This is a genomic window from Salmonella sp. WC3 (assembly GCF_042932255.1).
In the GTDB taxonomy this organism is placed as follows: Bacteria; Pseudomonadota; Gammaproteobacteria; order Enterobacterales; family Enterobacteriaceae; genus Salmonella; species Salmonella enterica.
The window spans coordinates 3,319,505-3,345,839 of record NZ_CP170629.1 but is presented as its reverse complement, the minus strand read 5'-3'; the positions used below and the strand labels follow the sequence as shown (position 1 = coordinate 3,345,839).

At 53.7% G+C, this 26,335-nt stretch carries 23 protein-coding genes; 18 read left to right on the top strand and 5 right to left on the bottom strand.

Annotation, left to right across the window (positions count from 1 at the left end; all coding sequences use genetic code 11):
- Nucleotides 1–101 precede the first annotated feature (101 nt).
- The 5 genes from ACFK9X_RS16425 (at nucleotide 102) to ACFK9X_RS16405 (ending at nucleotide 4,026) form a co-directional block, all read left to right on the top strand.
- Entirely contained in the window at nucleotides 102–545 is a 444-nt protein-coding gene (locus ACFK9X_RS16425; protein ID WP_000901807.1) for a PTS sugar transporter subunit IIA, read from the top strand.
- Nucleotides 546–625: 80 nt separating this feature from the next.
- The gene (locus ACFK9X_RS16420) at nucleotides 626–898 is read left to right on the top strand and encodes a PTS sugar transporter subunit IIB (protein WP_000699818.1); all 273 of its coding nucleotides are present in this window, start codon (nucleotides 626–628) and stop codon (nucleotides 896–898) included.
- A gap of 20 nt (nucleotides 899–918) precedes the next feature.
- Complete coding sequence (locus ACFK9X_RS16415) at nucleotides 919–2,310, top strand: PTS ascorbate transporter subunit IIC (protein WP_001522266.1); 1,392 nt, start codon at nucleotides 919–921, stop codon at nucleotides 2,308–2,310.
- Nucleotides 2,307–3,137 (top strand): transketolase, encoded by an 831-nt coding sequence (locus tag ACFK9X_RS16410; RefSeq protein ID WP_001103267.1) that lies wholly within the window; start codon nucleotides 2,307–2,309, stop codon nucleotides 3,135–3,137. Before ACFK9X_RS16415 ends, ACFK9X_RS16410 begins: the two co-directional genes overlap by 4 nt.
- Complete coding sequence (locus tag ACFK9X_RS16405; protein ID WP_151117060.1) at nucleotides 3,130–4,026, top strand: transketolase family protein; 897 nt, start codon at nucleotides 3,130–3,132, stop codon at nucleotides 4,024–4,026. Before ACFK9X_RS16410 ends, ACFK9X_RS16405 begins: the two co-directional genes overlap by 8 nt.
- A gap of 105 nt (nucleotides 4,027–4,131) precedes the next feature.
- On the opposite strand, the gene yfcC is transcribed toward ACFK9X_RS16405, so the two are convergent.
- From yfcC to ackA, 3 genes are all read right to left on the bottom strand, one after another.
- The gene (gene yfcC, locus ACFK9X_RS16400) at nucleotides 4,132–5,652 is read right to left on the bottom strand and encodes a putative basic amino acid antiporter YfcC (protein ID WP_000117932.1); all 1,521 of its coding nucleotides are present in this window, start codon (nucleotides 5,650–5,652) and stop codon (nucleotides 4,132–4,134) included.
- A 217-nt stretch (nucleotides 5,653–5,869) separates the two neighbouring features.
- Nucleotides 5,870–8,014 (bottom strand): phosphate acetyltransferase, encoded by a 2,145-nt coding sequence (pta, locus tag ACFK9X_RS16395; protein WP_000086692.1) that lies wholly within the window; start codon nucleotides 8,012–8,014, stop codon nucleotides 5,870–5,872.
- Nucleotides 8,015–8,090: 76 nt separating this feature from the next.
- Nucleotides 8,091–9,293, bottom strand: a complete 1,203-nt coding sequence (gene ackA / locus ACFK9X_RS16390; protein WP_111742278.1) for an acetate kinase — start codon at nucleotides 9,291–9,293, stop codon at nucleotides 8,091–8,093.
- 339 nt (nucleotides 9,294–9,632) lie between these two features.
- Here ackA and yfbV point away from each other — a divergent pair, with 339 nt between their 5' ends.
- The 4 genes from yfbV to ACFK9X_RS16370 all read left to right on the top strand — a co-directional run bounded on the left by yfbV (nucleotide 9,633) and on the right by ACFK9X_RS16370 (nucleotide 13,238).
- On the top strand, nucleotides 9,633–10,088 hold the full coding sequence (yfbV, locus tag ACFK9X_RS16385; RefSeq protein ID WP_000106617.1) for a terminus macrodomain insulation protein YfbV: 456 nt from the start codon (nucleotides 9,633–9,635) through the stop codon (nucleotides 10,086–10,088).
- 82 nt (nucleotides 10,089–10,170) lie between these two features.
- Entirely contained in the window at nucleotides 10,171–10,665 is a 495-nt protein-coding gene (locus ACFK9X_RS16380) for a YfbU family protein (RefSeq protein ID WP_000426135.1), read from the top strand.
- Nucleotides 10,658–11,335, top strand: coding sequence for a sugar phosphatase (locus ACFK9X_RS16375; protein ID WP_151117959.1), 678 nt, complete (start codon nucleotides 10,658–10,660; stop codon nucleotides 11,333–11,335). The genes ACFK9X_RS16380 and ACFK9X_RS16375 overlap by 8 nt, the downstream gene beginning before the upstream one ends.
- Nucleotides 11,336–11,411: 76 nt before the next feature.
- The gene (locus ACFK9X_RS16370) at nucleotides 11,412–13,238 is read left to right on the top strand and encodes an SLC13 family permease (RefSeq protein ID WP_151117058.1); all 1,827 of its coding nucleotides are present in this window, start codon (nucleotides 11,412–11,414) and stop codon (nucleotides 13,236–13,238) included.
- Nucleotides 13,239–13,343: 105 nt separating this feature from the next.
- On the opposite strand, the gene yfbR is transcribed toward ACFK9X_RS16370, so the two are convergent.
- Both yfbR and alaA read right to left on the bottom strand, forming a co-directional pair.
- Nucleotides 13,344–13,943, bottom strand: a complete 600-nt coding sequence (gene yfbR, locus ACFK9X_RS16365) for a 5'-deoxynucleotidase (protein WP_000813882.1) — start codon at nucleotides 13,941–13,943, stop codon at nucleotides 13,344–13,346.
- A gap of 93 nt (nucleotides 13,944–14,036) precedes the next feature.
- Nucleotides 14,037–15,251 (bottom strand): alanine transaminase AlaA, encoded by a 1,215-nt coding sequence (gene alaA / locus ACFK9X_RS16360; protein ID WP_151117056.1) that lies wholly within the window; start codon nucleotides 15,249–15,251, stop codon nucleotides 14,037–14,039.
- Nucleotides 15,252–16,182: 931 nt separating this feature from the next.
- On the opposite strand from alaA, the gene lrhA reads away from it, so the two are divergent.
- The 9 genes from lrhA to nuoH all read left to right on the top strand — a co-directional run bounded on the left by lrhA (nucleotide 16,183) and on the right by nuoH (nucleotide 26,321).
- A complete protein-coding gene (gene lrhA, locus ACFK9X_RS16355) occupies nucleotides 16,183–17,115 on the top strand; it encodes a transcriptional regulator LrhA (RefSeq protein ID WP_151117054.1) in 933 nt (310 codons plus the stop codon).
- A 79-nt stretch (nucleotides 17,116–17,194) separates the two neighbouring features.
- Nucleotides 17,195–17,347, top strand: coding sequence for a hypothetical protein (locus ACFK9X_RS16350; RefSeq protein WP_151117052.1), 153 nt, complete (start codon nucleotides 17,195–17,197; stop codon nucleotides 17,345–17,347).
- A gap of 395 nt (nucleotides 17,348–17,742) precedes the next feature.
- Nucleotides 17,743–18,186, top strand: coding sequence for an NADH-quinone oxidoreductase subunit NuoA (gene nuoA, locus ACFK9X_RS16345; protein WP_000062993.1), 444 nt, complete (start codon nucleotides 17,743–17,745; stop codon nucleotides 18,184–18,186).
- A gap of 15 nt (nucleotides 18,187–18,201) precedes the next feature.
- The gene (nuoB, locus tag ACFK9X_RS16340) at nucleotides 18,202–18,864 is read left to right on the top strand and encodes an NADH-quinone oxidoreductase subunit NuoB (protein WP_000386728.1); all 663 of its coding nucleotides are present in this window, start codon (nucleotides 18,202–18,204) and stop codon (nucleotides 18,862–18,864) included.
- 86 nt (nucleotides 18,865–18,950) lie between these two features.
- Nucleotides 18,951–20,753, top strand: coding sequence for an NADH-quinone oxidoreductase subunit C/D (gene nuoC / locus ACFK9X_RS16335; protein ID WP_000247855.1), 1,803 nt, complete (start codon nucleotides 18,951–18,953; stop codon nucleotides 20,751–20,753).
- 2 nt (nucleotides 20,754–20,755) lie between these two features.
- A complete protein-coding gene (gene nuoE / locus ACFK9X_RS16330; protein WP_000545038.1) occupies nucleotides 20,756–21,256 on the top strand; it encodes an NADH-quinone oxidoreductase subunit NuoE in 501 nt (166 codons plus the stop codon).
- Nucleotides 21,253–22,590 (top strand): NADH-quinone oxidoreductase subunit NuoF, encoded by a 1,338-nt coding sequence (gene nuoF, locus ACFK9X_RS16325; RefSeq protein WP_000800048.1) that lies wholly within the window; start codon nucleotides 21,253–21,255, stop codon nucleotides 22,588–22,590. The genes nuoE and nuoF overlap by 4 nt, the downstream gene beginning before the upstream one ends.
- A gap of 30 nt (nucleotides 22,591–22,620) precedes the next feature.
- A complete protein-coding gene (nuoG, locus tag ACFK9X_RS16320) occupies nucleotides 22,621–25,347 on the top strand; it encodes an NADH-quinone oxidoreductase subunit NuoG (RefSeq protein WP_151117050.1) in 2,727 nt (908 codons plus the stop codon).
- A complete protein-coding gene (nuoH, locus tag ACFK9X_RS16315; RefSeq protein ID WP_000118515.1) occupies nucleotides 25,344–26,321 on the top strand; it encodes an NADH-quinone oxidoreductase subunit NuoH in 978 nt (325 codons plus the stop codon). The genes nuoG and nuoH overlap by 4 nt, the downstream gene beginning before the upstream one ends.
- Nucleotides 26,322–26,335 lie beyond the last annotated feature (14 nt).

Below are 26,335 nucleotides of genomic sequence, written 5' to 3'. Positions count from 1 at the left end.
TAGTCGCTGGTAGCGCTATCTTTGTGATAACGATCGCAGCTAATATCGAATGGCTTGAATAAAGTTTGTTCATAATTTCATACACCGTGGGGGCGAATAACATGCTGGGAACCTGGTTATCTGACGCAACCATCACGCTACAGGAGAGCGTGGAAACGTGGCCGCAGGCGCTGGAAATTTGCGGCAAACCCCTGCTGGACGCAGGTGTTATCGCACCGGAATACATTACGGCGATTGTTCAGCAGCACCAAAAGCTTGGGCCATATTATGTATTAGCGCCAGGGTTAGCGATGCCGCATGCGAGGCCGGAAGAGGGGGCGAAAGGGTTAGGTTTATCGTTACTGAAACTACAGCGCGGCGTTTCATTTGGCGCAGACGAATTCGATCCGGTTGACATCATTATTATGCTGGCGGCGCCTGATAAGCACAGTCATATCGAAATGATATCGGCGCTGGCGGAATTATTTTCCAGTGATGCAGATATGGAAAAATTACATCAGGCAAAAAACCTGGAGGACATTAAAACGATTATTGACCGTTTCTGATTTTATTTCATTTTCTTGCGGTAAATAACATTACGCCCGTGCGTGATGCAGACCAACTCTACTTTTAAAAGGTGACAATAATGAAAATCATGGCAATTTGCGGTTCCGGCCTGGGTAGTAGTTTTATGGTAGAAATGAACATTAAAAAAGTATTAAAGAAACTCAATATTGACGCTGAAGTGGAACACTCCGATCTCTCATCGGCCACGCCCGGGGCTGCCGATCTTTTTGTAATGGCCAAAGATATCGCGGCCAGCGCCAGCGTACCGGAAAGCCAACTGGTGGTGATCAATAACATCATCGACATCAACGAACTGGAAACGCAGCTGCGCGCATGGTTCGCTAAACAATAATTATTGCTGGCGAGGTGGATATGTTTATCCTTGAAACGCTGAATTTTGTTGTTGATATTTTAAAAGTGCCCTCGGTGCTTGTAGGGTTAATTGCGCTGATTGGTCTGGTGGCGCAGAAAAAAGCGTTTTCCGATGTGGTGAAAGGCACGATTAAAACCATTTTAGGCTTTATTGTGCTTGGCGGTGGCGCAACCGTACTGGTGGGTTCATTAAACCCGCTAGGGGGGATGTTTGAACACGCTTTTAATATTCAGGGCATTATTCCTAATAATGAAGCGATAGTCTCAATCGCGCTGGAAAAATATGGCGCGTCCACGGCGTTAATTATGGCATTTGGTATGGTGGCCAATATTGTCGTGGCGCGCTTTACGCGTCTTAAATATATCTTTTTGACCGGGCATCACACCTTTTATATGGCCTGTATGATTGGCGTAATCCTGACCGTGGCGGGGTTTGAGGGCGTAGGGCTGGTCTTCACCGGATCGCTAATCCTGGGGCTGGTGATGGCCTTCTTCCCGGCGTTGGCCCAACGTTATATGAGGCGGATTACCGGTACCGATGACATTGCGTTTGGTCACTTCGGTACCCTGGGATATGTGCTTTCCGGCTGGATTGGCAGCCTGTGTGGTAAAGGCTCCCGCTCCACGGAAGAGATGAACCTGCCGAAAAACCTCAGTTTTTTACGCGACAGTTCTATCTCGATTTCGCTGACCATGATGATTATCTATCTGATCATGGCAGTCAGCGCAGGGCGTGAGTATGTCGAAGCGACGTTTAGCGGCGGGCAAAACTATCTGGTGTACGCCATTATCATGGCAATCACCTTCGCCGCCGGCGTATTCATCATTCTGCAAGGCGTCCGTCTGATTCTGGCGGAAATTGTTCCGGCCTTTACCGGCTTTTCAGAAAAACTGGTGCCAAACGCGCGTCCGGCGCTGGACTGCCCGGTGGTGTATCCCTATGCCCCTAACGCGGTACTGATTGGCTTCCTGTTCAGTTTTCTCGGTGGGCTGGTGGGGCTGTTCCTGCTTGGACAGATGAAGCTTGTGTTAATCCTGCCAGGCGTTGTGCCGCACTTCTTTACCGGCGCGACCGCAGGCGTCTTTGGCAATGCCACCGGCGGTCGCCGCGGGGCGATGATCGGCGCATTTGCTAATGGTCTATTAATCACTTTCCTGCCAGTGCTGTTACTGCCGGTTCTCGGCGCGATCGGCTTCGCCAATACCACGTTCTCGGATGCTGACTTTGGCGTAATCGGTATTTTGCTGGGCAACCTGGCGCGTTATCTGTCGCCGATGGCTATCACGGGGCTGGTGGTGGCGCTATTCGCGCTACTGGTGGCGTACAACGTGTTGGCCAAAAACAAAAAAGCGACTGCCGAAGTGCAGGAAAATAGCGGAGCGAAAGAATGAACGTAACCGAAATCACCCAACTGGCGCGCGACATTCGCGTCGCCACGCTCAAATCCTTAAACCATCTTGGCTTTGGTCACTATGGCGGCAGCATGTCGGTAGTGGAAACGCTGGCGGTTCTGTACGGCGCGGTGATGAAAATCGACCCTGCCGACCCGGACTGGCCGGAGCGCGATTACTTCGTGCTGTCGAAAGGCCATGCGGGCCCCGCGTTGTACAGTACCCTGGCGATTAAAGGCTATTTCCCGCGCGAAGAGCTGAATACGCTTAACCAGAACGGCACCCGTCTTCCCAGCCATCCGGATCGGCTAAAAACGCGCGGCGTGGACGCCACGACCGGCTCACTGGGACAGGGCATCTCTATTGCGGGCGGTATGGCGCTGTCGCATAAACTGGCGCGGCGACCCAACCGGGTATTTTGCATTGTCGGCGATGGGGAGCTGAATGAAGGGCAGTGCTGGGAGGCGTTTCAGTTTATTGCCCACCACCGCCTGAATAATCTGACCGTTTTCATTGACTGGAACAAACAGCAGCTTGACGGTGAGCTGGAGGAGATTATCAATCCGTTCGATCTGGAAGGGAAATTCCGCGCGTTTGGTTTCGATGTCGTCACCGTCAAAGGTGATGATATCGCCGGACTACTGGCGGTGGTTCAGCCTGTGCCGCCCGCTGATGCCCGGCCACGGGTAGTGATCCTTGACAGCATTAAAGGGCAGGGGGTGCCATGCCTGGAGCAGTTAACGAATTCTCACCACTTACGCCTGACGGATGGCATGAAGCAGACGCTCAATGAGGCCATTCATCAACTGGAGGTCATGCATGATTAAGCTTGCGCCCGCAGGGCTTAAAGACGATATCGAAATGCGCAAAGTTTACGCCGGTTTTGTCGCCGGGCAGATTGAGGCCGGAAGCCCAATTATTGCGCTTGAGGCTGATTTAATGAGCTCAATGGCGATGGACAGCGTGGCGCGTGACTACCCGCAGCATGTCATTAACTGCGGTATTATGGAGGCGAATGTGATTGGCACGGCGGCGGGGCTGGCGCTGACCGGTCGCAAACCGTTTGTGCATACTTTTACCGCTTTTGCCAGCCGTCGCTGTTTTGATCAGCTCTTCATGGCGCTGGATTATCAGCGTAACAACGTCAAAGTGATCGCCTCCGATGCCGGAGTGACAGCGTGCCATAACGGCGGCACCCATATGTCTTTTGAAGATATGGGGATTGTTCGCGGGCTGGCGCACTCCGTAGTACTGGAGGTGACGGATGCGGTGATGTTCGCGGATATTTTACGCCAGCTAATGGACCTGGACGGTTTTTACTGGCTGCGTACCATCCGTAAGCAGGCGCGGAGTATCTATGCGCCAGGCTCTACCTTTACCATTGGCAAGGGCAACGTACTGCGCGAGGGCGATGATATTACGCTTATCGCCAACGGCATTATGGTGGCGGAGGCGCTGGAGGCGGCGCGCCAACTGGAGCAGGAAGGCGTGAGCGCCGCAGTCATTGATATGTTCACCTTAAAGCCTATCGATCGCATGTTGGTGAAAAACTACGCGGAAAAAACGCGGCGTATCGTCACGTGTGAAAACCACAGCATCCATAATGGACTGGGGTCAGCGGTGGCGGAAGTGCTGGTGGAAAACTGCCCGGTGCCGATGCGCCGTGTTGGCGTCAAAGAGCGTTATGGGCAGGTAGGAACGCAGGATTTCTTATAACAAGAGTACGGACTCACTGCCGAAGCGATTGTAGAAGCCGCGAAATCACTGCTTTAATCATGGAGATATTGCCGGATGGCGCTGATGCTCATCCGGCATTTTGGATCAATGATATCCCATCATCTGCGCGCCAATGACGACCACGCTGGACATAATAAACAGTAGTCCCAGTAGCGACGCCCCCACTTTCAGCCAGTTGCGAAAATCGACCCGGCACACGCCCAGCGTGGCCATCAGCGAGGCCGATGTCGGATAGATAATATGGCTGAAGCCATCGCCAAACTGGAAGGCCAGAACAGTCACCTGACGGTTAACGCCGACCAGATCGCCGAGCGGCGCCAGTAATGGCATGGTTAACGCCGCCTGGCCCGAACCGGACGTGACAAAGAAATTAAATACCGCCTGGAAGAGCAGCATAAACCAGGCGGCGATAGCATTATTAAGCCCGCTGATGCCATGCGCGATACTGTTAAGCAACGTATTGAGCACGCTGGGTTCCCCGGCTTCGCCGTTGCCGACCAGCAGCAGAATGCCTTTGGCAAAACCCACCAGCAAGGCGGGCGCGATCATCATCCTCGCCCCTTCGGTGAATGAGGACGCCATCACGTTGACCGTCATACCGTTGAGGCGGAAGATAACGCCAATGAGGCCGATCACCACGCCCATGGTGAAAAACTGGCTGGCGATCTCCGGAATAAACCAGGCGTGGACAATCACGCCCCAGACGACCCAAATCATTACGCCGGTCAGGACCAGCAGTACCAGCCAGTCACCGAAGGTGAAAGGGCGCTGGACGACTTCATCCTGCTGTTCGCGGAAATAGCGATCGGATTCGTGGACGCGGGACAGCAGCGGATTCTTTTTCACGCGTGAGGCGTAGACCAGCGTAAAAACCAGCCCAATCAGCGTGGCGACAATCCAGACCACAATACGCAGCCCGGAGCCGGAAAGTACCGGCACGCCGGCAATCCCCTGGGCGACGACTACGCAAAACGGGTTCATCCACGAACTGGCAAAGCCAATTTGGGTGGCGATATAGGTCACCAGGACGGTGGTAATGCTGTCATAGCCCAGCCTGACCATCAGCGGGGCTATGATAATTGCAAAGGCGACCGCCTCTTCGCCCATGCCAAATACGGCGCCCCCTAACGAAAAGAGGACAAATAGCACAGGAATAAACAGGACTTCGTTGCCCCGCGTGTGGCGAATAAGCGCCAGAATGCCGTTATCCACGGTGCCGGTACGCATCACGATGCCGAATGCGCCGCCAATCACCAACATAAACATAATGATGCCGACGGCAGTGCCGAATTTCGATCCGGATGTTAACCCTTCAAACGGAAAATTCATCAGCCCTGGTCTTTCATCGCCGGTAGTGAAAAATTGTACTCGATGATACTGCGCTTCCCCGGCCTCGTTGGTCACAATGCGAAAAGAGTGCGGGTCGACGACTTTGCGGGTTTTTGTCTGACCATCGACCTGATACTGCACTTCCTGGCTATCAAACATCCCAACGGGGACGACCCAGGTGGCGATACTGGTTAAAATGGCGACAAAAAAGATGATGACCAGCGTATCGGGCATTGCCCATTTTCTGGCTGTTTTTGATTCTGTAACGACAGACATGACGGACTATCCCTGTTGCAAAGCAAAGAGGCTAAGTATGAGAAGAAGGGAATAGTTATTCATTGATGCAGCGCAGTTAAGCAAAAAATTCCGCTTTGCAGGGTAAATAGCAGAATGCCGGATGGCGATGCTAACGCGTCTTATCCGGCCTACAACGGTATTTCACCTGTAGGCCGGACAAGGCGTTCACGCCGCCATCCGGCATTAGCTTTTACTGTTACTGCTGCTGTTGAGAAGCCTGGATTGCCGTCAGGGCGATGGTATAGACGATATCGTCAACCAGTGCGCCACGGGACAGGTCGTTCACCGGCTTGCGCATACCCTGCAGCATCGGCCCGATGGAGATCAGGTCGGCAGAACGCTGTACCGCTTTGTAGGTGGTGTTACCGGTGTTCAGATCCGGGAAAATGAACACGGTAGCGCGACCCGCAACCGGTGAGTTCGGCGCTTTGGATTTCGCTACGTCAGCCATGACCGCGGCGTCGTACTGCAACGGACCGTCGATCATCAGGTCAGGACGTTTTTCCTGCGCCAGACGCGTCGCTTCACGTACTTTCTCTACGTCGCTGCCCGCGCCAGAGGTGCCGGTGGAGTAGGAGAGCATTGCCACACGCGGTTCGATGCCGAAGGCAATGGCGGAATCCGCAGACTGAATCGCGATTTCTGCCAGCTGCTCTGCAGTCGGGTCTGGGTTGATTGCGCAGTCGCCGTAAACGTAAACCTGTTCCGGCAGTAGCATAAAGAACACAGAAGAGACTAGGGAGCTACCCGGCGCCGTTTTAATAAGCTGCAGCGGCGGACGGATGGTGTTGGCGGTGGTATGAACCGCGCCGGAAACCAGGCCGTCGACTTCGTCTTGCTCCAGCATCAGCGTGCCGAGCACCACGTTGTCTTCCAGCTGCTCGCGGGCAACCGGTTCGGTCATGCCTTTGCTCTTACGCAGCTCAACCAGGCGAGCGACATAGCTTTCACGCACCACTTCCGGATCGACGATTTCAATACCTGCGCCCAGCTCAACGCCCTGAGATGCCGCGACGCGGTTGATTTCATCCGGGTTGCCCAGCAGAACGCAAGTGGCGATGCCGCGTTCAGCGCAGATTGCCGCCGCTTTGACGGTACGCGGTTCGTCGCCTTCCGGCAGCACTACGCGTTTACCGGCTTTACGCGCCAGCTCAGTCAGTTGGTAGCGGAACGCCGGCGGAGAGAGACGACGGCTACGCTCGGAAGTGGCGGTCAGCGACTCGATCCACTCAGCGTTAACGTAGTTCGCGACGTATTCCTGAACTTTCTCGATGCGCTCATGGTCATCAACCGGGACTTCCAGATTGAAGCTTTGCAGGCTCAGCGAAGTCTGCCAGGTGTTGGTGTTCACCATAAAGACCGGCAGACCGGTGGCGAATGCGCGTTCGCACAGTTTAGAAATGCGTGCGTCCATTTCATAGCCGCCGGTCAGCAGCAGGGCGCCGATTTCTACGCCGTTCATCGCGGCCAGGCAAGCTGCGACCAGTACGTCCGGACGGTCAGCGGAGGTCACTAACAATGATCCTGCGCGGAAATGTTCCAGCATATGCGGAATACTACGAGCGCAGAACGTAACGGATTTAACGCGGCGGGTTTTGATATCGCCTTCGTTAATGATGGTGGCGTTCAGGTGACGCGCCATATCGATAGCGCGGGTCGCAATCAGATCGAAGCTCCACGGCACCGCGCCCAGAACCGGCAGCGGGCTGGATTCCTGCAGTTTAGCAGGATCGATTTTGATCACCTGCGCTTTGGAAGAGTCGTCAAAAATCTCCGACAGATCCGGGCGAGTACGACCTTGTTCATCAACCGGCGCATTCAGTTTGTTGATGATAACGCCGGTGATGTTGGTGTTTTTCGCGCCGCCGAAGCTGCTGCGCGTCAGTTCGATACGCTCGTTCAGCTGTTCTGGCGTGTCGGTACCCTGAGACATGACAAAAACGATTTCCGCATTCAGCGTTTTCGCGATTTCATAGTTCAGAGACTGAGCGAACTGATGTTTACGGGTCGGAACCAGACCTTCAACCAGCACCACTTCCGCGTCTTTGGTATTCGCATGGTAGTTCGCGATGATCTCTTCCATCAGCACGTCTTTCTGGTTGCTGGAGAGCAGAGATTCAACGTGGCTCATCTTCAGCGGTTCAGCCGCCGGCAGGGTAGAGTTCGCGCGAACGATAGTAGTGGTCTGGTCAGGCGCATCGCCGCCAGCGCGAGGCTGGGCGATAGGCTTAAAGACGCTCAGACGAACGCCTTTGCGTTCCATAGCACGGATGACGCCGAGGCTGACGCTGGTCAGGCCGACGCTGGTTCCGGTAGGGATCAGCATAATAATACGGGACACGGTTTATCCTCTTTCGTTACCGTCTTTTGGGGACGGGTTACAAAACAGCACCGCCAGCGAGGCTGGCGGTGTGAAATCAGGCAGTCAGACGGCTCGCGTCTTGCGCGATAACCAGTTCTTCGTTGGTTGGGATCACCACCGCCGGACGGGTACCTTCTTTGTTGATGAAACCAGATTTGCCGAAGCGGGCCGCCAGGTTACGTTCGTGGTCGACTTCAAAGCCCAGCACGCCCAGTTTACCCAGAGACAGTTCGCGAACCATCGCGGCGTTTTCACCGATACCGCCAGTGAACACGACTGCATCCAGACGACCGTCCATCAGAGCGGTGTAAGAACCGATGTACTTCGCCAGGCGGTGGCAGTAAACGTCCATCGCACGTTTTGCGTCTTCTTTGGTGGCGTAGTTGTCTTCAACATAACGGCAGTCGCTGGTCACTTCAGTCAGACCCAGCAGACCGGACTCTTTGGTCAGCATTTTGTTGATCTGATCCACGCTCATGCCCAGAGTGTCGTGCAGGTGGAAGATAATCGCAGGGTCGATATCGCCGGAACGGGTACCCATGACCAGGCCTTCCAGCGGGGTCAGACCCATAGAGGTATCCACGCATTTACCGTTACGGATAGCGGAAACAGAACCGCCGTTGCCTAGGTGGCAGGTGATAATGTTCAGTGCTTCTACCGGCTTGTTCAGCATTTTTGCCGCTTCCTGAGTTACATAGAAGTGGCTGGTGCCGTGTGCGCCATAGCGACGAACGCCGTGTTCTTTATACAGGCTGTACGGCAGGGCATACAGGTAAGATTCTTCCGGCATGGTCTGATGGAAGGCGGTGTCGAATACTGCAACGTTTTTATCTTTCAGCTGCGGGAAAGATTTCAGCGCTTCGGCGATACCAATCAGGTGAGCCGGGTTATGCAGCGGTGCGAAAGAGGCGGAATCTTTGATGCCCTGAATGACGGACTCATCAATGACTACGGAGCTGGTATACTTCTCGCCGCCGTGTACGATACGGTGACCAATAGCAGTTAACTGCGCAGACAGTTCTGGTTTTTGTGCCAGAATAGTGTTAACGATAAAGTTCAGCGCTTCACTGTGAGCGGCGCCTGCACCTAAAGCCGCTTCTTGTTTACTGCCGTCCATTTTCCATTTGATGCGTGCTTCTGGCAGATGGAAACATTCGGCTAAACCAGAAAGGTATTCATCACCATTAACTGCATCAATAATTGCAAATTTCAGTGAAGAACTACCGCAGTTCAGAACCAGTACTAACTTACTCGACATGGAAGTACCTATTTATGATACGTGGCTAAAAAAACGTCAGTGTGCCATAGAGCGTAGCGCATGATAGCCCTGACATTTATGATTAACATCATGCGCAGGAGTTTTTTTGGGCATGATGGAAGAAATACCTTTGAGTCTATGCCATTTTGCGTATTTTTCAGCCAATGGCATACTATGTGTAATATTGACGACTCAATGATTTTAAACTACCGGCCTTTGACAGGCCGACACAGGATACCTGATAGTGGGTATCGAAGACAAAATGTTTTGAACGTTGTCCCTCGCAGTTGTTGTTTTGCACAAATTTTTTAAATTTTATATGTGAAGTTGAGGTAGGCCATGTCGACACCGGATAATCGCTCCGTAAATTTTTTTAGCTTATTTCGCCGGGGGCAGCACTACGCGAAGACGTGGCCGATGGAAAAGCGGCTGGCGCCCGTTTTCGTCGAAAACCGCGTCATTCGTATGACGCGCTATGCCATACGATTTATGCCGCCTGTCGCCGTCTTTACATTATGCTGGCAGATAGCGCTGGGCGGTCAGTTAGGCCCGGCCGTGGCGACCGCTCTGTTCGCCCTGAGCTTGCCCATGCAGGGATTATGGTGGTTAGGGAAACGTTCCGTGACGCCATTGCCGCCTTCAATCCTCAACTGGTTTTACGAAGTTCGCGGTAAATTGCAGGAGGCTGGACAAGCGCTGGCGCCGGTAGAAGGAAAGCCGGATTACCAGGCATTAGCTGACACGCTTAAGCGTGCCTTCAAACAACTGGATAAAACTTTCCTGGATGATTTGTAATTGACCCCGGATTACGCATATAAAAGAAGGCATACCAATGCCTTCTTTTTTTCATCGCCATAGCGTGATACAGGAGTTCAAAATGGAAATGACCAACGCGCAACGTCTGATTTTGTCTAACCAGTACAAAATGATGACGATGCTCGATCCCACCAACGCCGAGCGTTACCGTCGCTTACAAACAATTATTGAACGCGGCTACGGCCTGCAGATGCGCGAGCTGGATCGCGAGTTTGGCGAGCTGACGGAAGAGACCTGTCGTACCATCATCGATATTATGGAGATGTATCATGCGCTGCACGTCTCCTGGACCAACCTCAAAGATACGCAAGCCATCGACGAACGTCGCGTCACCTTCCTGGGGTTTGACGCCGCGACGGAAGCGCGCTACCTCGGCTATGTCCGTTTTATGGTGAATATAGAAGGACGCTACACTCACTTTGACGCCGGGACACACGGCTTTAATGCCCAGACGCCGATGTGGGAAAAATACCAGCGGATGTTGAATGTCTGGCATGCCTGCCCGCGTCAGTACCACCTGAGCGCGAATGAAATCAATCAAATCATTAATGCCTGAGGAGGCTCGCGTGCAGTGTAAAGGTTTTCTGTTTGATCTGGATGGAACGTTGGTTGACTCATTACCTGCCGTCGAACGCGCGTGGTGTAGCTGGGCCGATCGTTTTAACCTTGCTCATGATGAGGTGCTGGGCTTTATTCATGGCAAACAGGCGATCACCTCGTTGCGGCATTTTATGGCGGGTAAATCGGAGGCGGAAATTGCCGCTGAGTTTACGCGCCTGGAGCAAATAGAAGCCACTGAAAACGCAGGGATCACCGCGTTGCCGGGGGCAGTCGATTTACTCAATCACCTGAATAAAGCGGGCATTCCGTGGGCTATCGTCACCTCCGGTTCAATGCCGGTCGCGCGTGCGCGCCATCAGGTCGCGGGCCTTCCAGCGCCAGAGGTGTTTGTCACCGCCGAACGAGTCAAACGCGGCAAACCGGAGCCGGATGCGTATTTGCTGGGCGCACAACTGCTTGGCCTGGCCCCTCAGGAGTGCGTCGTAGTAGAAGATGCCCCGGCTGGCGTGCTGTCCGGACTGGCTGCGGGCTGCCACGTCATTGCGGTCAATGCGCCGGCCGACACGCCGCGTCTGGCGGATGTTGATTTTGCGTTGGATAGCCTGACGCAATTATCGGTCGCTAAACAACCAAACGGCGATGTGGTGGTGTTAAGAAAGACCTGATCATGATATCGCCCCGCTTTGGCGGGGCATATTTATGGCAGAATCGCGTTATCTTCTCATCTGACAAGGATATGTTGTGAACGGTGAATTGATTTGGGTTCTCTCTTTACTGGCGATTGCCGTCGTGTTGTTTGCGACGGGCAAAGTACGTATGGATGCGGTGGCTTTATTCGTCATTGTTGCTTTTGTCCTTAGCGGTACCTTGACCCTTCCGGAAGCCTTCTCCGGCTTTAGCGATCCGAATGTCATTCTTATCGCCGCCTTATTTATTATTGGCGACGGCCTCGTGCGCACCGGCGTTGCGACGGTGGTCGGTACCTGGCTGGTTAAAATGGCGGGCAGCAGTGAAATCAAAATGCTGGTTTTACTGATGATCACCGTCGCCGGACTTGGCGCTTTCATGAGTTCAACCGGCGTGGTGGCGATCTTTATCCCCGTTGTTCTTAGCGTTTCTATGCATATGCAAACCTCGCCTTCGCGCCTGATGATGTCGCTGAGTTTTGCCGGGCTTATCAGCGGAATGATGACGCTGGTGGCGACGCCGCCGAACCTGGTGGTTAACAGTGAACTGCTGCGTGAAGGCCTGCACGGGTTCAACTTTTTTAGCGTGACGCCGCTGGGGATAGTGGTGTTGGCGCTCGGCATTGTTTATATGCTGGTGATGCGCTTCATGCTAAAAGGCGATGCGCCCGGACAACAGGCCGGTAAGCGTCGCACTTTCCGCGATCTTATCCGCGAGTACCGTCTGACGGGGCGCGCTCGCCGTCTGGCGATTCGCCCCGGTTCGCCAATGGTGGGACAGCGGCTGGACGACCTTAAACTGCGCGAACGTTACGGCGCCAATGTCATCGGCGTTGAACGCTGGCGGCGCTTTCGGCGGGTTATCGTCAATGTGAACGGCGTATCGGAGTTTCGCGCTCGCGACGTTCTGCTGATTGATATGTCGGCGGCGGAGGTTGACCTCAGAGAGTTCTGCGCCGAGCAACTGCTGGAACCGATGGTATTGCGTGGAGAATATTTTTCCGATCAGGCGTTGGATGTCGGGATGGCGGAAATTTCGCTTATTCCGGAGTCTGAACTGATTGGCAAGTCGGTGCGTGAAATCGCCTTCCGTACACGTTACGGGCTGAATGTGGTCGGCCTGAAACGCGACGGCGTCGCGCTGGAAGGATCGCTGGCCGATGAACCGTTATTGATGGGCGATATCATTCTGGTTGTGGGGAACTGGAAGTTAATCAGCCTGCTGGGGCAAAAAGGCCGCGACTTTGTGGTGCTGAATATGCCGGTCGAGGTCAGCGAAGCCTCTCCTGCGCACAGCCAGGCGCCGCACGCCATTTTCTGCCTGGTACTGATGGTGGCGCTGATGTTGACCGATGAAATTCCCAACCCGATCGCGGCGATTATCGCCTGCCTGCTGATGGGGAAATTTCGCTGTATTGATGCTGAAAGCGCGTATAAAGCGATCCACTGGCCGAGTATTATCTTGATTGTGGGTATGATGCCGTTTGCGCTGGCGTTGCAAAAAACCGGCGGCGTCTCTCTGGTCGTGCAAGGATTAATGGATATCGGCGGCGGCTATGGGCCGTATATGATGCTGGGATGCCTGTTCGTGCTGTGCGCCGTCATAGGACTGTTCATTTCTAACACGGCAACGGCGGTGCTGATGGCGCCGATTGCGCTGGCGGCGGCGAAATCGATGGGGGTGTCGCCCTATCCGTTTGCGATGGCGGTGGCGATGGCGGCATCCGCCGCCTTTATGACGCCGGTTTCATCGCCGGTCAATACTCTGGTTCTGGGGCCGGGAAACTATAGCTTTAGCGATTTTGTGAAGCTTGGCGTGCCGTTCACGCTTATTGTGATGGCGGTTTGTATTGTGATGATTCCGATGTTGTTTCCGTTTTAACCCCAGACAGGAAAAGGCATGATGGCGCTACGCTTATCAGGCCTACGGATATCACGCTACGTCCAGGCCGGATAAGACGTTGACGTCGCCATCCGGCAAAACCGTTTAAAGCGGTGAATCCTGGCTTATCTCGTCAAGAGAGAGATGGAAACTTGGTACGAACACCGCCATAAAATAGTCCATCTCCTGGCTGCGACGTAATTCCAGCGTTTTTTCCAGCCGCGTTTTTGCCAGTCCAAACTCATTGTTTCCCGCTGAGAGCTCCTCCAGGCATTTCAGGTAGGCGCAAAGCGCATCGGCCTGTTTTACGATTGCCTGTTCTTCTTCGCTCCAGGCATTCTCATCAATAAGCGGTGCGAAAATATCGCGTAATTCATCCGGCGCCATATCAACCAGCTTTTGCTGGGCGATTTTTTCGATCGCTTTATATTCCTGGGCTATCTGGGAATTAAAATATTTTACCGGCGTCGGCAGATCGCCGGTCAGTACTTCCGAGGCATCATGATACATCGCCAGAAGCGCGATGCGTTCAGCATTGAGCTGACCGCCAAATTTACGGTTTTTTATCGCCGCCAACGCATGGGCGACCATCGCCACCTGCAGACTATGTTCGGAGACGTTTTCCGTACGCACGTTACGCATCAGCGGCCAGCGGTTAATCAACTTCATGCGGGAGAGATGGGCGAAAAAATGGCTCTGCTTCATAGATTACCTTTTGTTTTCACTGCGGCAGACTTCATTGTGCGGGGAGGCGGATGAAGATGCAATTCAGGCTACCGAAGTAGCCTGAATTTAAGATTATTGATGGTAACCTGAGAGGAAACGCCCAAAGCGGTTGATGGCCATCTCCAGGTCATCTTCACGCGGTAGCGTCACAATGCGGAAGTGATCCGGCCACGGCCAGTTAAAGGCGGTACCTTGCACCAGCAGCACCTTTTCCTGTAGCAGGAAGTCCAGCACCATCTTCTGGTCGTCGTGAATATTAAAACGTTTAGCGTCGATCCTGGGGAACATGTACAACGCGCCGCGCGGTTTTACGCAGGAAACGCCGGGAATATCGTTAATCAACTCCCAGGCTCGGTTACGCTGTTCATACAGTCGACCGCCCGGCAGAATAAATTCGCTAATGCTTTGATAGCCGCCGAGCGCGGTCTGAATAGCATGTTGCGCCGGGACGTTGGCGCACAGGCGCATTGAGGCTAACATCTCCAGCCCTTCAATATAGCCCTTCGCATGTTTTTTCGGCCCGTTCAGCACCATCCAGCCCTGGCGGAAGCCGGCGACGCGATAGGTTTTAGACAACCCATTAAAGGTGATGGTCAGCAGATCAGGCGCCAGTGCGGCGATAGAGTGATGCTTGGCATCGTCATAGAGAATCTTGTCATAAATTTCATCGGCGAAGATGATGAGATTATGCTCGCGCGCAATGTTGACAATTTCCATCAACAATTCTTTAGAATAGACGGCGCCAGTAGGGTTGTTTGGATTAATAATGACAATACCACGCGTACGTGGGGTGATTTTGGCGCGGATATCGTCAAGGTCCGGGAACCAGTCGGAAGATTCATCGCAAAGATAATGTACCGCCTTGCCGCTGGAGAGCGATACCGCCGCTGTCCATAACGGATAATCGGGCGCGGGAACCAGCATTTCATCGCCACTGTTAAGCAACGCCTGCATCGCCTGAACGATCAGCTCGGAAACGCCGTTACCGATATAGATATCTTCCACGGTTACATCGCGCATTCCACGGGCCTGATAATGCTGCATAATCGCTTTACGGGCAGAATAAAGCCCTTTCGAGTCGCAATATCCTTGCGCCGTCGGCAAATTACGAATGACATCGACCAGAATTTCGTCCGGCGCTTCGAATCCGAAGGGGGCGGGGTTGCCGATATTCAGTTTAAGAACTTTATTACCTTCTTCCTCAAGGCGTTTCGCTTCTTTCAGAACGGGGCCACGAATGTCATAACAGACATTTTCGAGTTTGCTGGATTTTTCAATGGGGGACATGAATCTTGACCTTTTAGCTGTTATTGCCACTCCCTGCCGTGGAAGTCAGCACGAAACAATGTACTCCCACGACGGTGAGTTTTGAAGAGTGAACAGAAGAAGATTTTGTTTATTTTTAACGCGCTTTCGTACTGTTTAAAACTTCATAAAATCATTTGGTTAGATGAATTTTCTATTTTTGTCTGTATGTATAGTGTTTTGTTCTATGTGATTGCTTGTAATGTGGTTTTTTATGTTGTCAGAAATTATCTGTTTTATGAGAGATAAGCATTCATCATTAGTGTCGCGTCGGCTATTTCGGAAATACTGAGTATTAAAGGTAAAATGAGAAGGTTAGACCTTTCCGGCGGCGGGGGGTGTGAAACTATTGTTAAGTATAATTAATGAATGGTAGAAATCTTAATTAATTATTATTTAATATTTAAAAAGCATTTACTAAAGTCGTAATAATATCTTTCTGGTCCGATTAGTATAACATATCCCAGGTTAAGATTATTCGTAATAATACTTATAAATATAGCGGTTTTAGGTTAAGATAATGATCCGAAACGGGGGCGTAGTCTGCGTTGTCTGCTAATTATCATGACGCGATTTTATACATAACCTATTGTTCAATATATTGTTTTTGTATCTGTGCGTCTCGGTAAACTATTTGACGCTGTTACAAGATTTACACGTCCATCATTAGCAGAAATCTGTAGACGCCTAAAGGTATGACACATTCTCTTTGATATATCCCGATCAGTTGCATTTGGTATTATATCAGTAAGTAAGAGAAGTGTTTTGGTCGTATTTTCAATTACATTCTAACATTTACCTGGGTAACCAGGCGGTACTGCGAAGGATGCACATTACAAATGGAATTGCTTGTTTCTGAATGCACAGCATTAACCAGGTCAGCCCGATATGACCCGCCAGTAAGTGAAAAATTATGATAAATGCAAATCGTCCGATAATTAACCTCGATCTCGATCTGCTGAGAACGTTCGTGGCCGTTGCCGATCTGAACACCTTCGCCGCGGCGGCGGTATGTCGTACTCAGTCTGCGGTCAGTCAGCAAATGCAGCGTCTTGAGCAACTCGTGGGAAAGGAATTGTTCGCCCGCCATGGCCGTAACAAACTTTTGACCGAACACGGTATCCAGCTTCTGGGGTACGCCAGAAAAATCCTGCGTTTTAATGATGAGGCGTGTTCATCATTAATGTTCAGTAATCTTCAGGGAGTGTTAACAATCGGCGCTTCTGATGAATCAGCTGATACTATCCTGCCTTTTTTGCTTAGCCGAATCAGCTCGGTTTATCCGAAACTCGCGCTTGATGTACGGGTAAAACGCAACGCCTATATGGTGGACATGGTTAAATCGCAGGAAGTAGATTTGGTGGTGACGACTAACCAACCTCATTCGCTGGACTGTCTGAATTTGCGGACCTCGCCCACCCATTGGTATTGTGCGGCTGAGTATGTTTTGCAAGGGGGAGAGCCCGTACCACTAGTCCTGCTGGACGATCCCAGTCCATTCCGCGATATGGTGCTGGAGACGCTAAATGCAGCGGGTATTCCCTGGCGGCTGGCCTATGTGGCGTCTACATTACCGGCGGTACGCGCGGCCGTTAAAGCCGGTCTTGGCGTAACGGCTCGACCTGTCGAAATGATGAGTCCCGACCTTCGCGTGCTGGGCGCCGCAGACGGATTACCGCCTTTGCCGGATACGGAATATCTGTTGTGCCGCGATCCCAATAGCCAGAACGAGCTGGCGATGGTGATTTTCCATGCGATGGAAAGCTATCAAAACCCATGGCATTACAACCAGTTTTCTGCAGAGGGCGGAGATGATCCGCTGATGGTGGAAGGGGGTTTTGAGTAGCTCGCAGGCAAAAGGCGCTAAGTCGTAAATGTAAAAAAGAGCCGCTGGCGATGAAAAAACGCTCAGTGGCTCTTTTTTTGTGCCCATCTGTACGCGCTTAACCGCACAAATTGTAAAAGTTGCGGTAAATCAGCCAGTAGCAATTCGCAGTTCAATGTGGGCAAAAAATAACCAGAGCATCCATTTTATGAATTTGCATGTTAAAAAACTAGAGAAATTGTTGCTGTTTTAGGGGGTGAATTAACAAAAGCGTGTCACAGATCAAGAAAATACTCCCATTTAGGGGGAGGCATCTTCACAAATTCCTGTCAAAATAGGTGTGTGTTATTTCTTTTGCTTCACAACGGACACGATTCAACAACATAAAATCCCCCCTGGCCGAAGAGTCATTTTCTCCAGGATGGCACTTAATGTTAATGGTGATGAATTGATGTAAATTAATGTGAAGGAACTTTTGTTAAAGTTGACAAAAGGTTATAGAAAGGAGTAAAAAACCACATCAATTAGCTGTTTTTATCATTTTCTACAGTAATTGTAGGGTTTTTTTTTATTCCTCCCCATGAATCGATGTGGCGCCCATCTGCCGTAAAGAGCAGAGAAACTGGCGCTACTTTTGATGAGTAAGCAATGAGTATGTCAACATCCACTGAAGTCATCGCTCATCACTGGGCATTCGCTATCTTTCTTATCGTTGCCATTGGCCTGTGCTGCCTGATGCTGGTAGGCGGTTGGTTTTTGGGCGGTCGCGCACGCGCGAGGCACAAGAACGTTCCGTTTGAATCAGGTATCGACTCGGTCGGCACCGCCCGCTTACGCCTGTCTGCCAAGTTTTACCTGGTAGCCATGTTCTTCGTTATCTTCGACGTTGAAGCGCTGTATCTGTTCGCATGGTCAACTTCTATCCGCGAAAGCGGCTGGGTTGGCTTTGTGGAAGCTGCAATTTTTATTTTTGTGTTACTGGCTGGTCTGGTTTATCTGGCGCGTATTGGCGCGTTGGACTGGACGCCCGCGCGTTCACGCCGCGAGCGTATGAACCCGGAAACGAACAGTATCGCTAATCGTCAACGCTAACCGCGAGGCATTAAGATGGATTATACGCTCACCCGCATAGATCCTAACGGTGAGAATGACCGTTACCCCCTGCAAAAACAGGAGATCGTAACCGACCCCCTGGAGCAGGAAGTTAACAAAAACGTGTTCATGGGCAAACTGCATGACATGGTTAACTGGGGCCGTAAAAACTCAATTTGGCCCTACAACTTCGGCCTTTCTTGCTGCTATGTAGAGATGGTGACCTCTTTTACCGCAGTGCATGACGTTGCCCGTTTCGGCGCGGAAGTGCTGCGTGCGTCGCCACGTCAGGCTGACCTGATGGTGGTGGCCGGTACCTGCTTTACCAAAATGGCCCCGGTTATTCAGCGTCTGTATGACCAAATGCTGGAGCCAAAATGGGTCATTTCTATGGGCGCCTGCGCCAACTCCGGCGGCATGTACGATATTTATTCGGTAGTGCAGGGCGTTGATAAGTTCATCCCGGTGGATGTGTATATCCCTGGCTGTCCGCCGCGTCCGGAAGCGTATATGCAGGCGTTGATGCTGCTGCAAGAATCGATTGGCAAAGAGCGCCGTCCGCTCTCATGGGTGGTGGGCGATCAGGGCGTGTATCGCGCCAATATGCAGCCAGAACGCGAACGTAAACGCGGCGAGCGTATTGCCGTCACGAACCTGCGTACCCCGGACGAGATTTAATTTGCGCCTGTCGGCAGCAGCACTTCACTTCGCTAACCACTATTTTAATAGCGCGAAGCACTGCCGACCACCACGGACCATTTGCAATGGTGAACAATATGACCGACTTAACCGCGCAAGACGCTGCATGGAGTACCCGCGATCATCTTGATGATCCGGTTATCGGCGAACTGCGCAACCGTTTTGGGCCGGATGCCTTTACCGTTCAGGCGACCCGCACCGGTATCCCCGTTGTTTGGGTCAAGCGTGAACAACTACTGGAGGTTGGCGATTTCTTAAAGAAACTGCCGAAACCTTACGTCATGCTGTTTGACTTACACGGCATGGATGAACGCCTGCGTACGCACCGTGACGGGTTACCCGCCGCGGATTTTTCCGTTTTCTACCACCTGATTTCCATTGAGCGTAATCGCGATATCATGCTCAAGGTGGCGTTGTCTGAAAACGACCTGCGCGTGCCGACCTTCACTAAACTTTTCCCTAACGCCAACTGGTACGAGCGTGAGACCTGGGAGATGTTTGGTATTGATATCGAAGGCCACCCGCACCTGACGCGCATCATGATGCCGCAAACCTGGGAAGGCCATCCGCTGCGTAAAGATTATCCGGCGCGCGCGACCGAATTCGACCCGTTTGAGCTGACCAAAGCCAAGCAGGATCTGGAAATGGAAGCGCTGACCTTTAAGCCGGAAGACTGGGGGATGAAGCGCGGGACTGACAACGAGGACTTTATGTTCCTCAACCTCGGCCCGAACCACCCGTCTGCGCACGGTGCGTTTCGTATTATCCTGCAACTTGACGGTGAAGAAATCGTCGACTGCGTGCCGGATATCGGCTATCACCACCGCGGCGCCGAAAAAATGGGCGAGCGCCAGTCCTGGCATAGCTACATTCCCTATACCGACCGTATCGAATACCTCGGTGGTTGCGTCAATGAAATGCCGTACGTGCTGGCGGTAGAAAAGTTGGCAGGGATCACCGTCCCGGATCGTGTGAACGTCATCCGCGTGATGCTCTCCGAACTGTTCCGCATTAACAGTCATCTGCTGTACATCTCGACCTTTATTCAGGACGTCGGCGCGATGACGCCGGTCTTCTTTGCCTTTACCGACCGGCAGAAAATTTATGACTTGGTGGAAGCCATTACCGGTTTCCGTATGCACCCGGCCTGGTTCCGTATCGGCGGCGTCGCGCACGACTTGCCGCGCGGTTGGGATCGCCTGCTGCGAGAGTTCCTTGAGTGGATGCCGAAGCGTCTGGATTCTTACGAGAAAGCCGCGCTGCGTAACACTATTCTGAAAGGGCGTTCGCAGGGCGTTGCCGCTTACGGCGCGAAAGAGGCGCTGGAGTGGGGCACCACCGGCGCAGGGCTGCGCGCGACCGGGATCGACTTCGACGTACGTAAATGGCGTCCATACTCTGGCTACGAAAACTTTGACTTTGAAGTGCCGGTGGGCGGCGGCGTTTCCGACTGCTATACCCGCGTGATGCTGAAAGTGGAAGAGCTGCGCCAGAGTCTGCGCATTCTTCAGCAGTGCCTCGATAACATGCCGGAAGGGCCGTTCAAAGCGGATCACCCGCTGACCACGCCGCCGCCGAAAGAGCGCACGCTGCAACATATCGAAACCCTGATCACCCACTTCCTGCAGGTCTCCTGGGGCCCGGTGATGCCGGCGCAGGAGTCCTTCCAGATGGTGGAAGCGACGAAGGGGATTAACAGTTACTACCTGACCAGCGACGGCAGCACTATGAGCTACCGTACCCGCGTGCGCACGCCGAGCTTTGCGCACCTGCAGCAGATTCCCTCGGCGATCCGCGGTAGCCTGGTCTCCGACCTGATTGTCTATCTGGGTAGTATCGATTTTGTTATGTCAGATGTGGACCGCTAATTATGCACGAGAATCAACAACCACAAACCGAGGCTTTTGAGCTGAGTGCGGCAGAGCGTGAAGCGATAGAGCACGAGAAGCACCACTACGAAGACCCGCGTGCGGCGTCCATTGAAGCGCTGAAAATCGTTCAGAAGCAGCGTGGCTGGGTGCCGGACGGCGCGATCTACGCTATTGCCGATGTGCTGGGTATTCCAGCGAGCGACGTCGAAGGCGTCGCCACATTCTACAGCCAGATCTTCCGTCAGCCGGTCGGTCGCCACGTGATTCGCTACTGCGACAGCGTGGTGTGCCATATCACCGGCTATCAGGGGATTCAGGCCGCGCTGGAAAAAAATCTCAACATCAAACCGGGGCAGACGACCTTTGATGGTCGCTTTACGCTGCTGCCGACCTGCTGCCTGGGGAATTGCGATAAAGGGCCGAACATGATGATTGATGAGGATACTCACAGCCATCTGACCCCGGAAGCCATTCCTGAACTACTGGAGCGGTATAAATGAAAAACGTTATCCGTACTCCCGAAACCCATCCGCTGACCTGGCGTCTGCGCGATGACAAACAGCCGGTCTGGCTGGATGAATATCGTAGCAAAAACGGCTACGAAGGCGCGCGTAAGGCGCTGACCGGCCTGTCTCCGGATGAAATCGTCAGCCAGGTAAAAGACGCCGGTCTGAAAGGGCGCGGCGGCGCGGGCTTTTCCACCGGTCTGAAGTGGAGCCTGATGCCGAAAGATGAATCCATGAACATCCGTTACCTGCTGTGTAACGCCGATGAAATGGAGCCGGGCACCTATAAAGACCGTCTGCTGATGGAACAGCTGCCGCACCTGCTGGTGGAAGGCATGCTGATCTCCGCGTTCGCGCTGAAAGCGTATCGCGGCTACATCTTCCTGCGCGGCGAATATATCGAAGCGGCTGTACATTTGCGCCGTGCGATTGCTGAAGCCACCGAGGCCGGGCTGCTTGGCAAAAATATCATGGGCACCGGGTTCGACTTTGAACTGTTTGTCCACACCGGGGCAGGGCGTTACATCTGTGGTGAAGAAACGGCGCTGATTAACTCCCTCGAAGGCCGCCGCGCGAACCCACGCTCCAAGCCGCCCTTCCCGGCGACCTCCGGCGTATGGGGCAAACCGACCTGTGTGAATAACGTCGAAACGTTGTGCAACGTCCCGGCAATCCTCGCCAACGGCGTGGAGTGGTACCAGAACATCTCGAAAAGCAAAGATGCGGGTACCAAGCTGATGGGCTTCTCGGGCCGCGTGAAGAATCCGGGCCTGTGGGAATTACCGTTCGGCACCACCGCGCGCGAGATCCTTGAAGACTACGCGGGCGGTATGCGCGATGGCCTGAAATTCAAAGCCTGGCAACCGGGCGGGGCGGGAACCGACTTCCTGACCGAGGCGCATCTTGACCTGCCGATGGAGTTCGAAAGTATCGGTAAAGCAGGCAGCCGTTTGGGCACTGCGCTGGCGATGGCGGTAGACCACGAAATCGGCATGGTATCGCTGGTGCGTAACCTGGAAGAGTTCTTTGCCCGCGAATCCTGCGGCTGGTGTACGCCATGCCGCGACGGGCTGCCGTGGAGCGTGAAAATTCTGCGCGCGCTGGAGCGTGGCGAAGGCCAGCCGGGGGATATCGAGACACTTGAGCAACTGTGTCGTTTCCTCGGACCGGGTAAAACCTTCTGCGCGCATGCGCCGGGCGCGGTTGAGCCACTGCAAAGCGCAATTAAGTATTTCCGCGAAGAATTCGAAGCTGGCATCAAGCAGCCGTTCAGCAATACCCATTTAATCAATGGTATTCAGCCGAACCTGCTCAAAGAGCGCTGGTGAGTTAACGATTTTTAATTTGGAAGCATGCTAATGGCTACGATTCATGTAGACGGCAAAGAATACGAGGTCAACGGCGCGGACAACCTGCTACAGGCATGTCTGTCCCTCGGCCTTGATATTCCGTATTTTTGCTGGCACCCGGCGCTGGGAAGCGTCGGTGCTTGCCGCCAGTGTGCGGTGAAGCAATACCAAAACGCGGAAGATACGCGTGGTCGCCTGGTGATGTCCTGTATGACGCCAGCCACCGACGGTACCTTTATCTCTATTGACGACGAAGAAGCGAAACAGTTCCGTGAAAGCGTGGTGGAGTGGCTGATGACTAACCACCCGCACGACTGTCCGGTCTGTGAAGAGGGCGGTAACTGCCATCTTCAGGATATGACCGTGATGACGGGTCACAGTTTCCGCCGCTACCGTTTCACCAAACGTACCCACCGCAACCAGGATCTGGGGCCGTTCATCTCGCACGAAATGAACCGCTGCATCGCCTGCTACCGTTGTGTGCGTTACTACAAAGATTATGCCGACGGCACCGATCTGGGCGTCTATGGCGCGCATGACAACGTCTACTTCGGGCGTCCGGAAGACGGTACGCTGGAAAGCGAATTCTCCGGTAACCTGGTCGAGATTTGCCCGACCGGCGTCTTCACCGATAAAACGCACTCCGAGCGTTACAACCGTAAATGGGACATGCAGTTTGCGCCGAGCATCTGCCAGCAGTGTTCCATCGGCTGTAACATCAGCCCGGGCGAGCGCTATGGCGAACTGCGCCGTATCGAAAACCGTTACAACGGTACCGTTAACCACTACTTCCTCTGCGACCGCGGTCGTTTCGGCTATGGCTATGTGAACCTGAAAGACCGTCCGCGTCAGCCGGTTCAGCGCCGTGGCGACGACTTCATCACCCTCAACGCCGAGCAGGCGATGCAGGGCGCGGCGGATATTCTGCGCCAGTCGAAGAAAGTGATCGGTATCGGTTCGCCACGCGCCAGCATTGAGAGCAACTTTGCGCTGCGTGAACTGGTTGGTGCGGAAAACTTCTACACCGGTATCGCGCGCGGCGAGCAGGAACGTCTGCAACTGGCGCTGAAAGTGCTGCGTGAAGGCGGCATTTACACCCCGGCGCTGCGGGAAATCGAATCTTATGACGCGGTACTGGTCTTGGGCGAAGACGTTACCCAGACCGGCGCGCGCGTTGCGCTGGCGGTACGTCAGGCGGTGAAAGGTAAAGCGCGTGAAATGGCGGCGGCGCAGAAAGTGGCCGACTGGCAGATTGCGGCCATCCTTAACATCGGCCAGCGTGCCAAACATCCGCTGTTCGTGACCAACGTGGACGACACCCGTCTGGATGATATCGCCGCCTGGACCTATCGCGCGCCGGTAGAAGATCAGGCGCGTCTGGGCTTTGCGATTGCCCATGCGCTGGACAATACAGCGCCTGCGGTTGACGGTATCGACAGCGACTTGCAAAACAAAATTGATGTCATTGTGCAGGCGTTGGCCGGCGCGAAAAAACCGCTGATTATCTCCGGCACTAACGCCGGTAGCAGTGAGGTGATTCAGGCGGCCGCCAACGTGGCGAAAGCGCTGAAAGGCCGTGGCGCCGACGTCGGTATTACTATGATTGCCCGCTCCGTGAACAGCATGGGGCTGGGTATGATGGGCGGCGGTTCGCTTGACGATGCGTTGGGCGAGCTGGAAACCGGCAGCGCGGACGCGGTGGTGGTGCTGGAAAACGATCTCCACTGTCATGCAAGCGCTACGCGCGTGAACGCCGCGCTCGCCAAAGCGCCGCTGGTGATGGTGGTTGACCATCAGCGCACGGCGATTATGGAAAACGCGCATCTGGTGCTTTCCGCGGCAAGCTTCGCCGAAAGCGATGGTACGGTCATCAACAACGAAGGCCGCGCGCAGCGCTTCTTCCAGGTTTATGATCCGGCCTACTACGATAACAAGACGATTATGCTGGAAAGCTGGCGCTGGCTGCATTCGCTGCACAGCACCGTCGAAAACCGCGAAGTGGACTGGACTCAGCTTGACCACGTGATCGACGCGGTCATTGCCGCCATGCCGCAATTTGCCGGCATTAAGGACGCCGCGCCGGATGCGACCTTCCGCATTCGTGGGCAGAAGCTGGCGCGCGAACCGCATCGTTACAGCGGTCGTACGGCGATGCGCGCCAATATCAGCGTGCATGAACCACGTCAGCCGCAGGATAAAGACACCATGTTCGCCTTCTCAATGGAAGGGAATAACCAACCGACAGCCCCGCGATCTGAAATTCCGTTCGCCTGGGCGCCGGGCTGGAACTCTCCGCAGGCGTGGAACAAATTCCAGGATGAAGTGGGCGGCAAACTGCGTCACGGCGATCCGGGCGTGCGTTTGATTGAAGCGACTGAGGGCGGTCTGGATTATTTCACTACCGTGCCGGCAAGCTTCCAGGCGCAGGACGGTCAGTGGCGTATTGCGCCGTATTACCACCTGTTTGGCAGCGACGAATTGTCTCAGCGTTCTCCGGTCTTCCAGAGCCGTATGCCGCAGCCGTATATCAAACTTAACCCGGCGGATGCCGCGAAGTTGGGCGTCAATGCCGGGACGCGCGTCTCCTTTAGCTACGATGGCAATACGGTGACGCTGCTGGTTGAAATCTCTGAAGGATTAGCGGCAGGGCAGGTAGGGCTGCCGATGGGTATGCCTGGCATCGCGCCGGTTCTGGCTGGCGCGCGTCTTGAGGATCTGCGGGAGGCGCAACAATGAGTTGGATTACACCGGATCTGATTGAGATCCTGCTGAGCATTCTCAAAGCGGTGGTGATTCTGCTGGTGGTCGTCACCTGCGGGGCCTTCATGAGCTTTGGCGAACGTCGTCTGCTGGGTCTGTTCCAGAACCGTTATGGACCAAACCGCGTTGGCTGGGGTGGCTCGCTCCAGCTGGTCGCGGATATGATCAAGATGTTCTTTAAAGAAGACTGGATCCCGAAATTCTCGGATCGCGTCATCTTTACCCTGGCGCCGATGATCGCGTTTACTTCGCTGCTGCTCTCCTTCGCCATTGTGCCGGTTAGCCCTAACTGGGTGGTGGCCGATTTAAACATCGGGATTCTGTTCTTCCTGATGATGGCCGGTCTGGCGGTTTACGCGGTGCTGTTCGCCGGTTGGTCGAGCAACAACAAATACTCGCTGCTGGGCGCGATGCGCGCGTCTGCCCAGACGGTGAGCTATGAAGTGTTCCTTGGTCTTTCCCTGATGGGCGTGGTGGCGCAGGCCGGTTCATTTAATATGACCGATATCGTCAATAACCAGGCGCATCTGTGGAACGTGATTCCGCAATTCTTTGGGTTTGTTACTTTCGCCATCGCGGGCGTAGCGGTCTGTCACCGTCACCCGTTTGACCAGCCGGAAGCCGAGCAGGAACTGGCGGACGGTTACCACATCGAATATTCCGGTATGAAATTCGGTCTGTTCTTCGTGGGGGAGTACATCGGCATCGTCACCGTTTCCGCGCTGATGGTAACGTTGTTCTTCGGTGGCTGGCATGGCCCGTTCTTACCGCCATTCGTCTGGTTCGCGCTGAAAACCGCGTTCTTCATGATGATGTTCATTTTGATTCGTGCGTCGTTACCGCGTCCGCGTTATGACCAGGTAATGTCCTTCGGCTGGAAAGTTTGCCTGCCGCTGACGCTCATCAACTTGCTGGTAACGGCGGCTGTCATTCTGTGGCAGGCGCAATAAGGGACACAAAGACC

Excerpts from the sequence above, each read along its gene's own strand:
- ACFK9X_RS16410 (WP_001103267.1), top strand. The coding sequence starts at position 2,307 with ATGAACGTAACCGAAATCACCCAACTGGCGCGCGACATTCGCGTCGCC.
- ACFK9X_RS16415 (WP_001522266.1), top strand. The coding sequence starts at position 919 with ATGTTTATCCTTGAAACGCTGAATTTTGTTGTTGATATTTTAAAAGTG.
- nuoA (WP_000062993.1), top strand. The coding sequence starts at position 17,743 with ATGAGTATGTCAACATCCACTGAAGTCATCGCTCATCACTGGGCATTC.
- ACFK9X_RS16380 (WP_000426135.1), top strand. The coding sequence starts at position 10,171 with ATGGAAATGACCAACGCGCAACGTCTGATTTTGTCTAACCAGTACAAA.
- yfcC (WP_000117932.1), bottom strand. The coding sequence starts at position 5,652 with ATGTCTGTCGTTACAGAATCAAAAACAGCCAGAAAATGGGCAATGCCC.
- nuoF (WP_000800048.1), top strand. The coding sequence starts at position 21,253 with ATGAAAAACGTTATCCGTACTCCCGAAACCCATCCGCTGACCTGGCGT.
- yfbV (WP_000106617.1), top strand. The coding sequence starts at position 9,633 with ATGTCGACACCGGATAATCGCTCCGTAAATTTTTTTAGCTTATTTCGC.
- ackA (WP_111742278.1), bottom strand. The coding sequence starts at position 9,293 with ATGTCGAGTAAGTTAGTACTGGTTCTGAACTGCGGTAGTTCTTCACTG.
- nuoH (WP_000118515.1), top strand. The coding sequence starts at position 25,344 with ATGAGTTGGATTACACCGGATCTGATTGAGATCCTGCTGAGCATTCTC.
- ACFK9X_RS16405 (WP_151117060.1), top strand. The coding sequence starts at position 3,130 with ATGATTAAGCTTGCGCCCGCAGGGCTTAAAGACGATATCGAAATGCGC.
- nuoE (WP_000545038.1), top strand. The coding sequence starts at position 20,756 with ATGCACGAGAATCAACAACCACAAACCGAGGCTTTTGAGCTGAGTGCG.
- nuoC (WP_000247855.1), top strand. The coding sequence starts at position 18,951 with ATGGTGAACAATATGACCGACTTAACCGCGCAAGACGCTGCATGGAGT.
- ACFK9X_RS16425 (WP_000901807.1), top strand. The coding sequence starts at position 102 with ATGCTGGGAACCTGGTTATCTGACGCAACCATCACGCTACAGGAGAGC.
- nuoB (WP_000386728.1), top strand. The coding sequence starts at position 18,202 with ATGGATTATACGCTCACCCGCATAGATCCTAACGGTGAGAATGACCGT.
- ACFK9X_RS16420 (WP_000699818.1), top strand. The coding sequence starts at position 626 with ATGAAAATCATGGCAATTTGCGGTTCCGGCCTGGGTAGTAGTTTTATG.
- lrhA (WP_151117054.1), top strand. The coding sequence starts at position 16,183 with ATGATAAATGCAAATCGTCCGATAATTAACCTCGATCTCGATCTGCTG.
- nuoG (WP_151117050.1), top strand. The coding sequence starts at position 22,621 with ATGGCTACGATTCATGTAGACGGCAAAGAATACGAGGTCAACGGCGCG.
- yfbR (WP_000813882.1), bottom strand. The coding sequence starts at position 13,943 with ATGAAGCAGAGCCATTTTTTCGCCCATCTCTCCCGCATGAAGTTGATT.
- alaA (WP_151117056.1), bottom strand. The coding sequence starts at position 15,251 with ATGTCCCCCATTGAAAAATCCAGCAAACTCGAAAATGTCTGTTATGAC.
- ACFK9X_RS16375 (WP_151117959.1), top strand. The coding sequence starts at position 10,658 with ATGCCTGAGGAGGCTCGCGTGCAGTGTAAAGGTTTTCTGTTTGATCTG.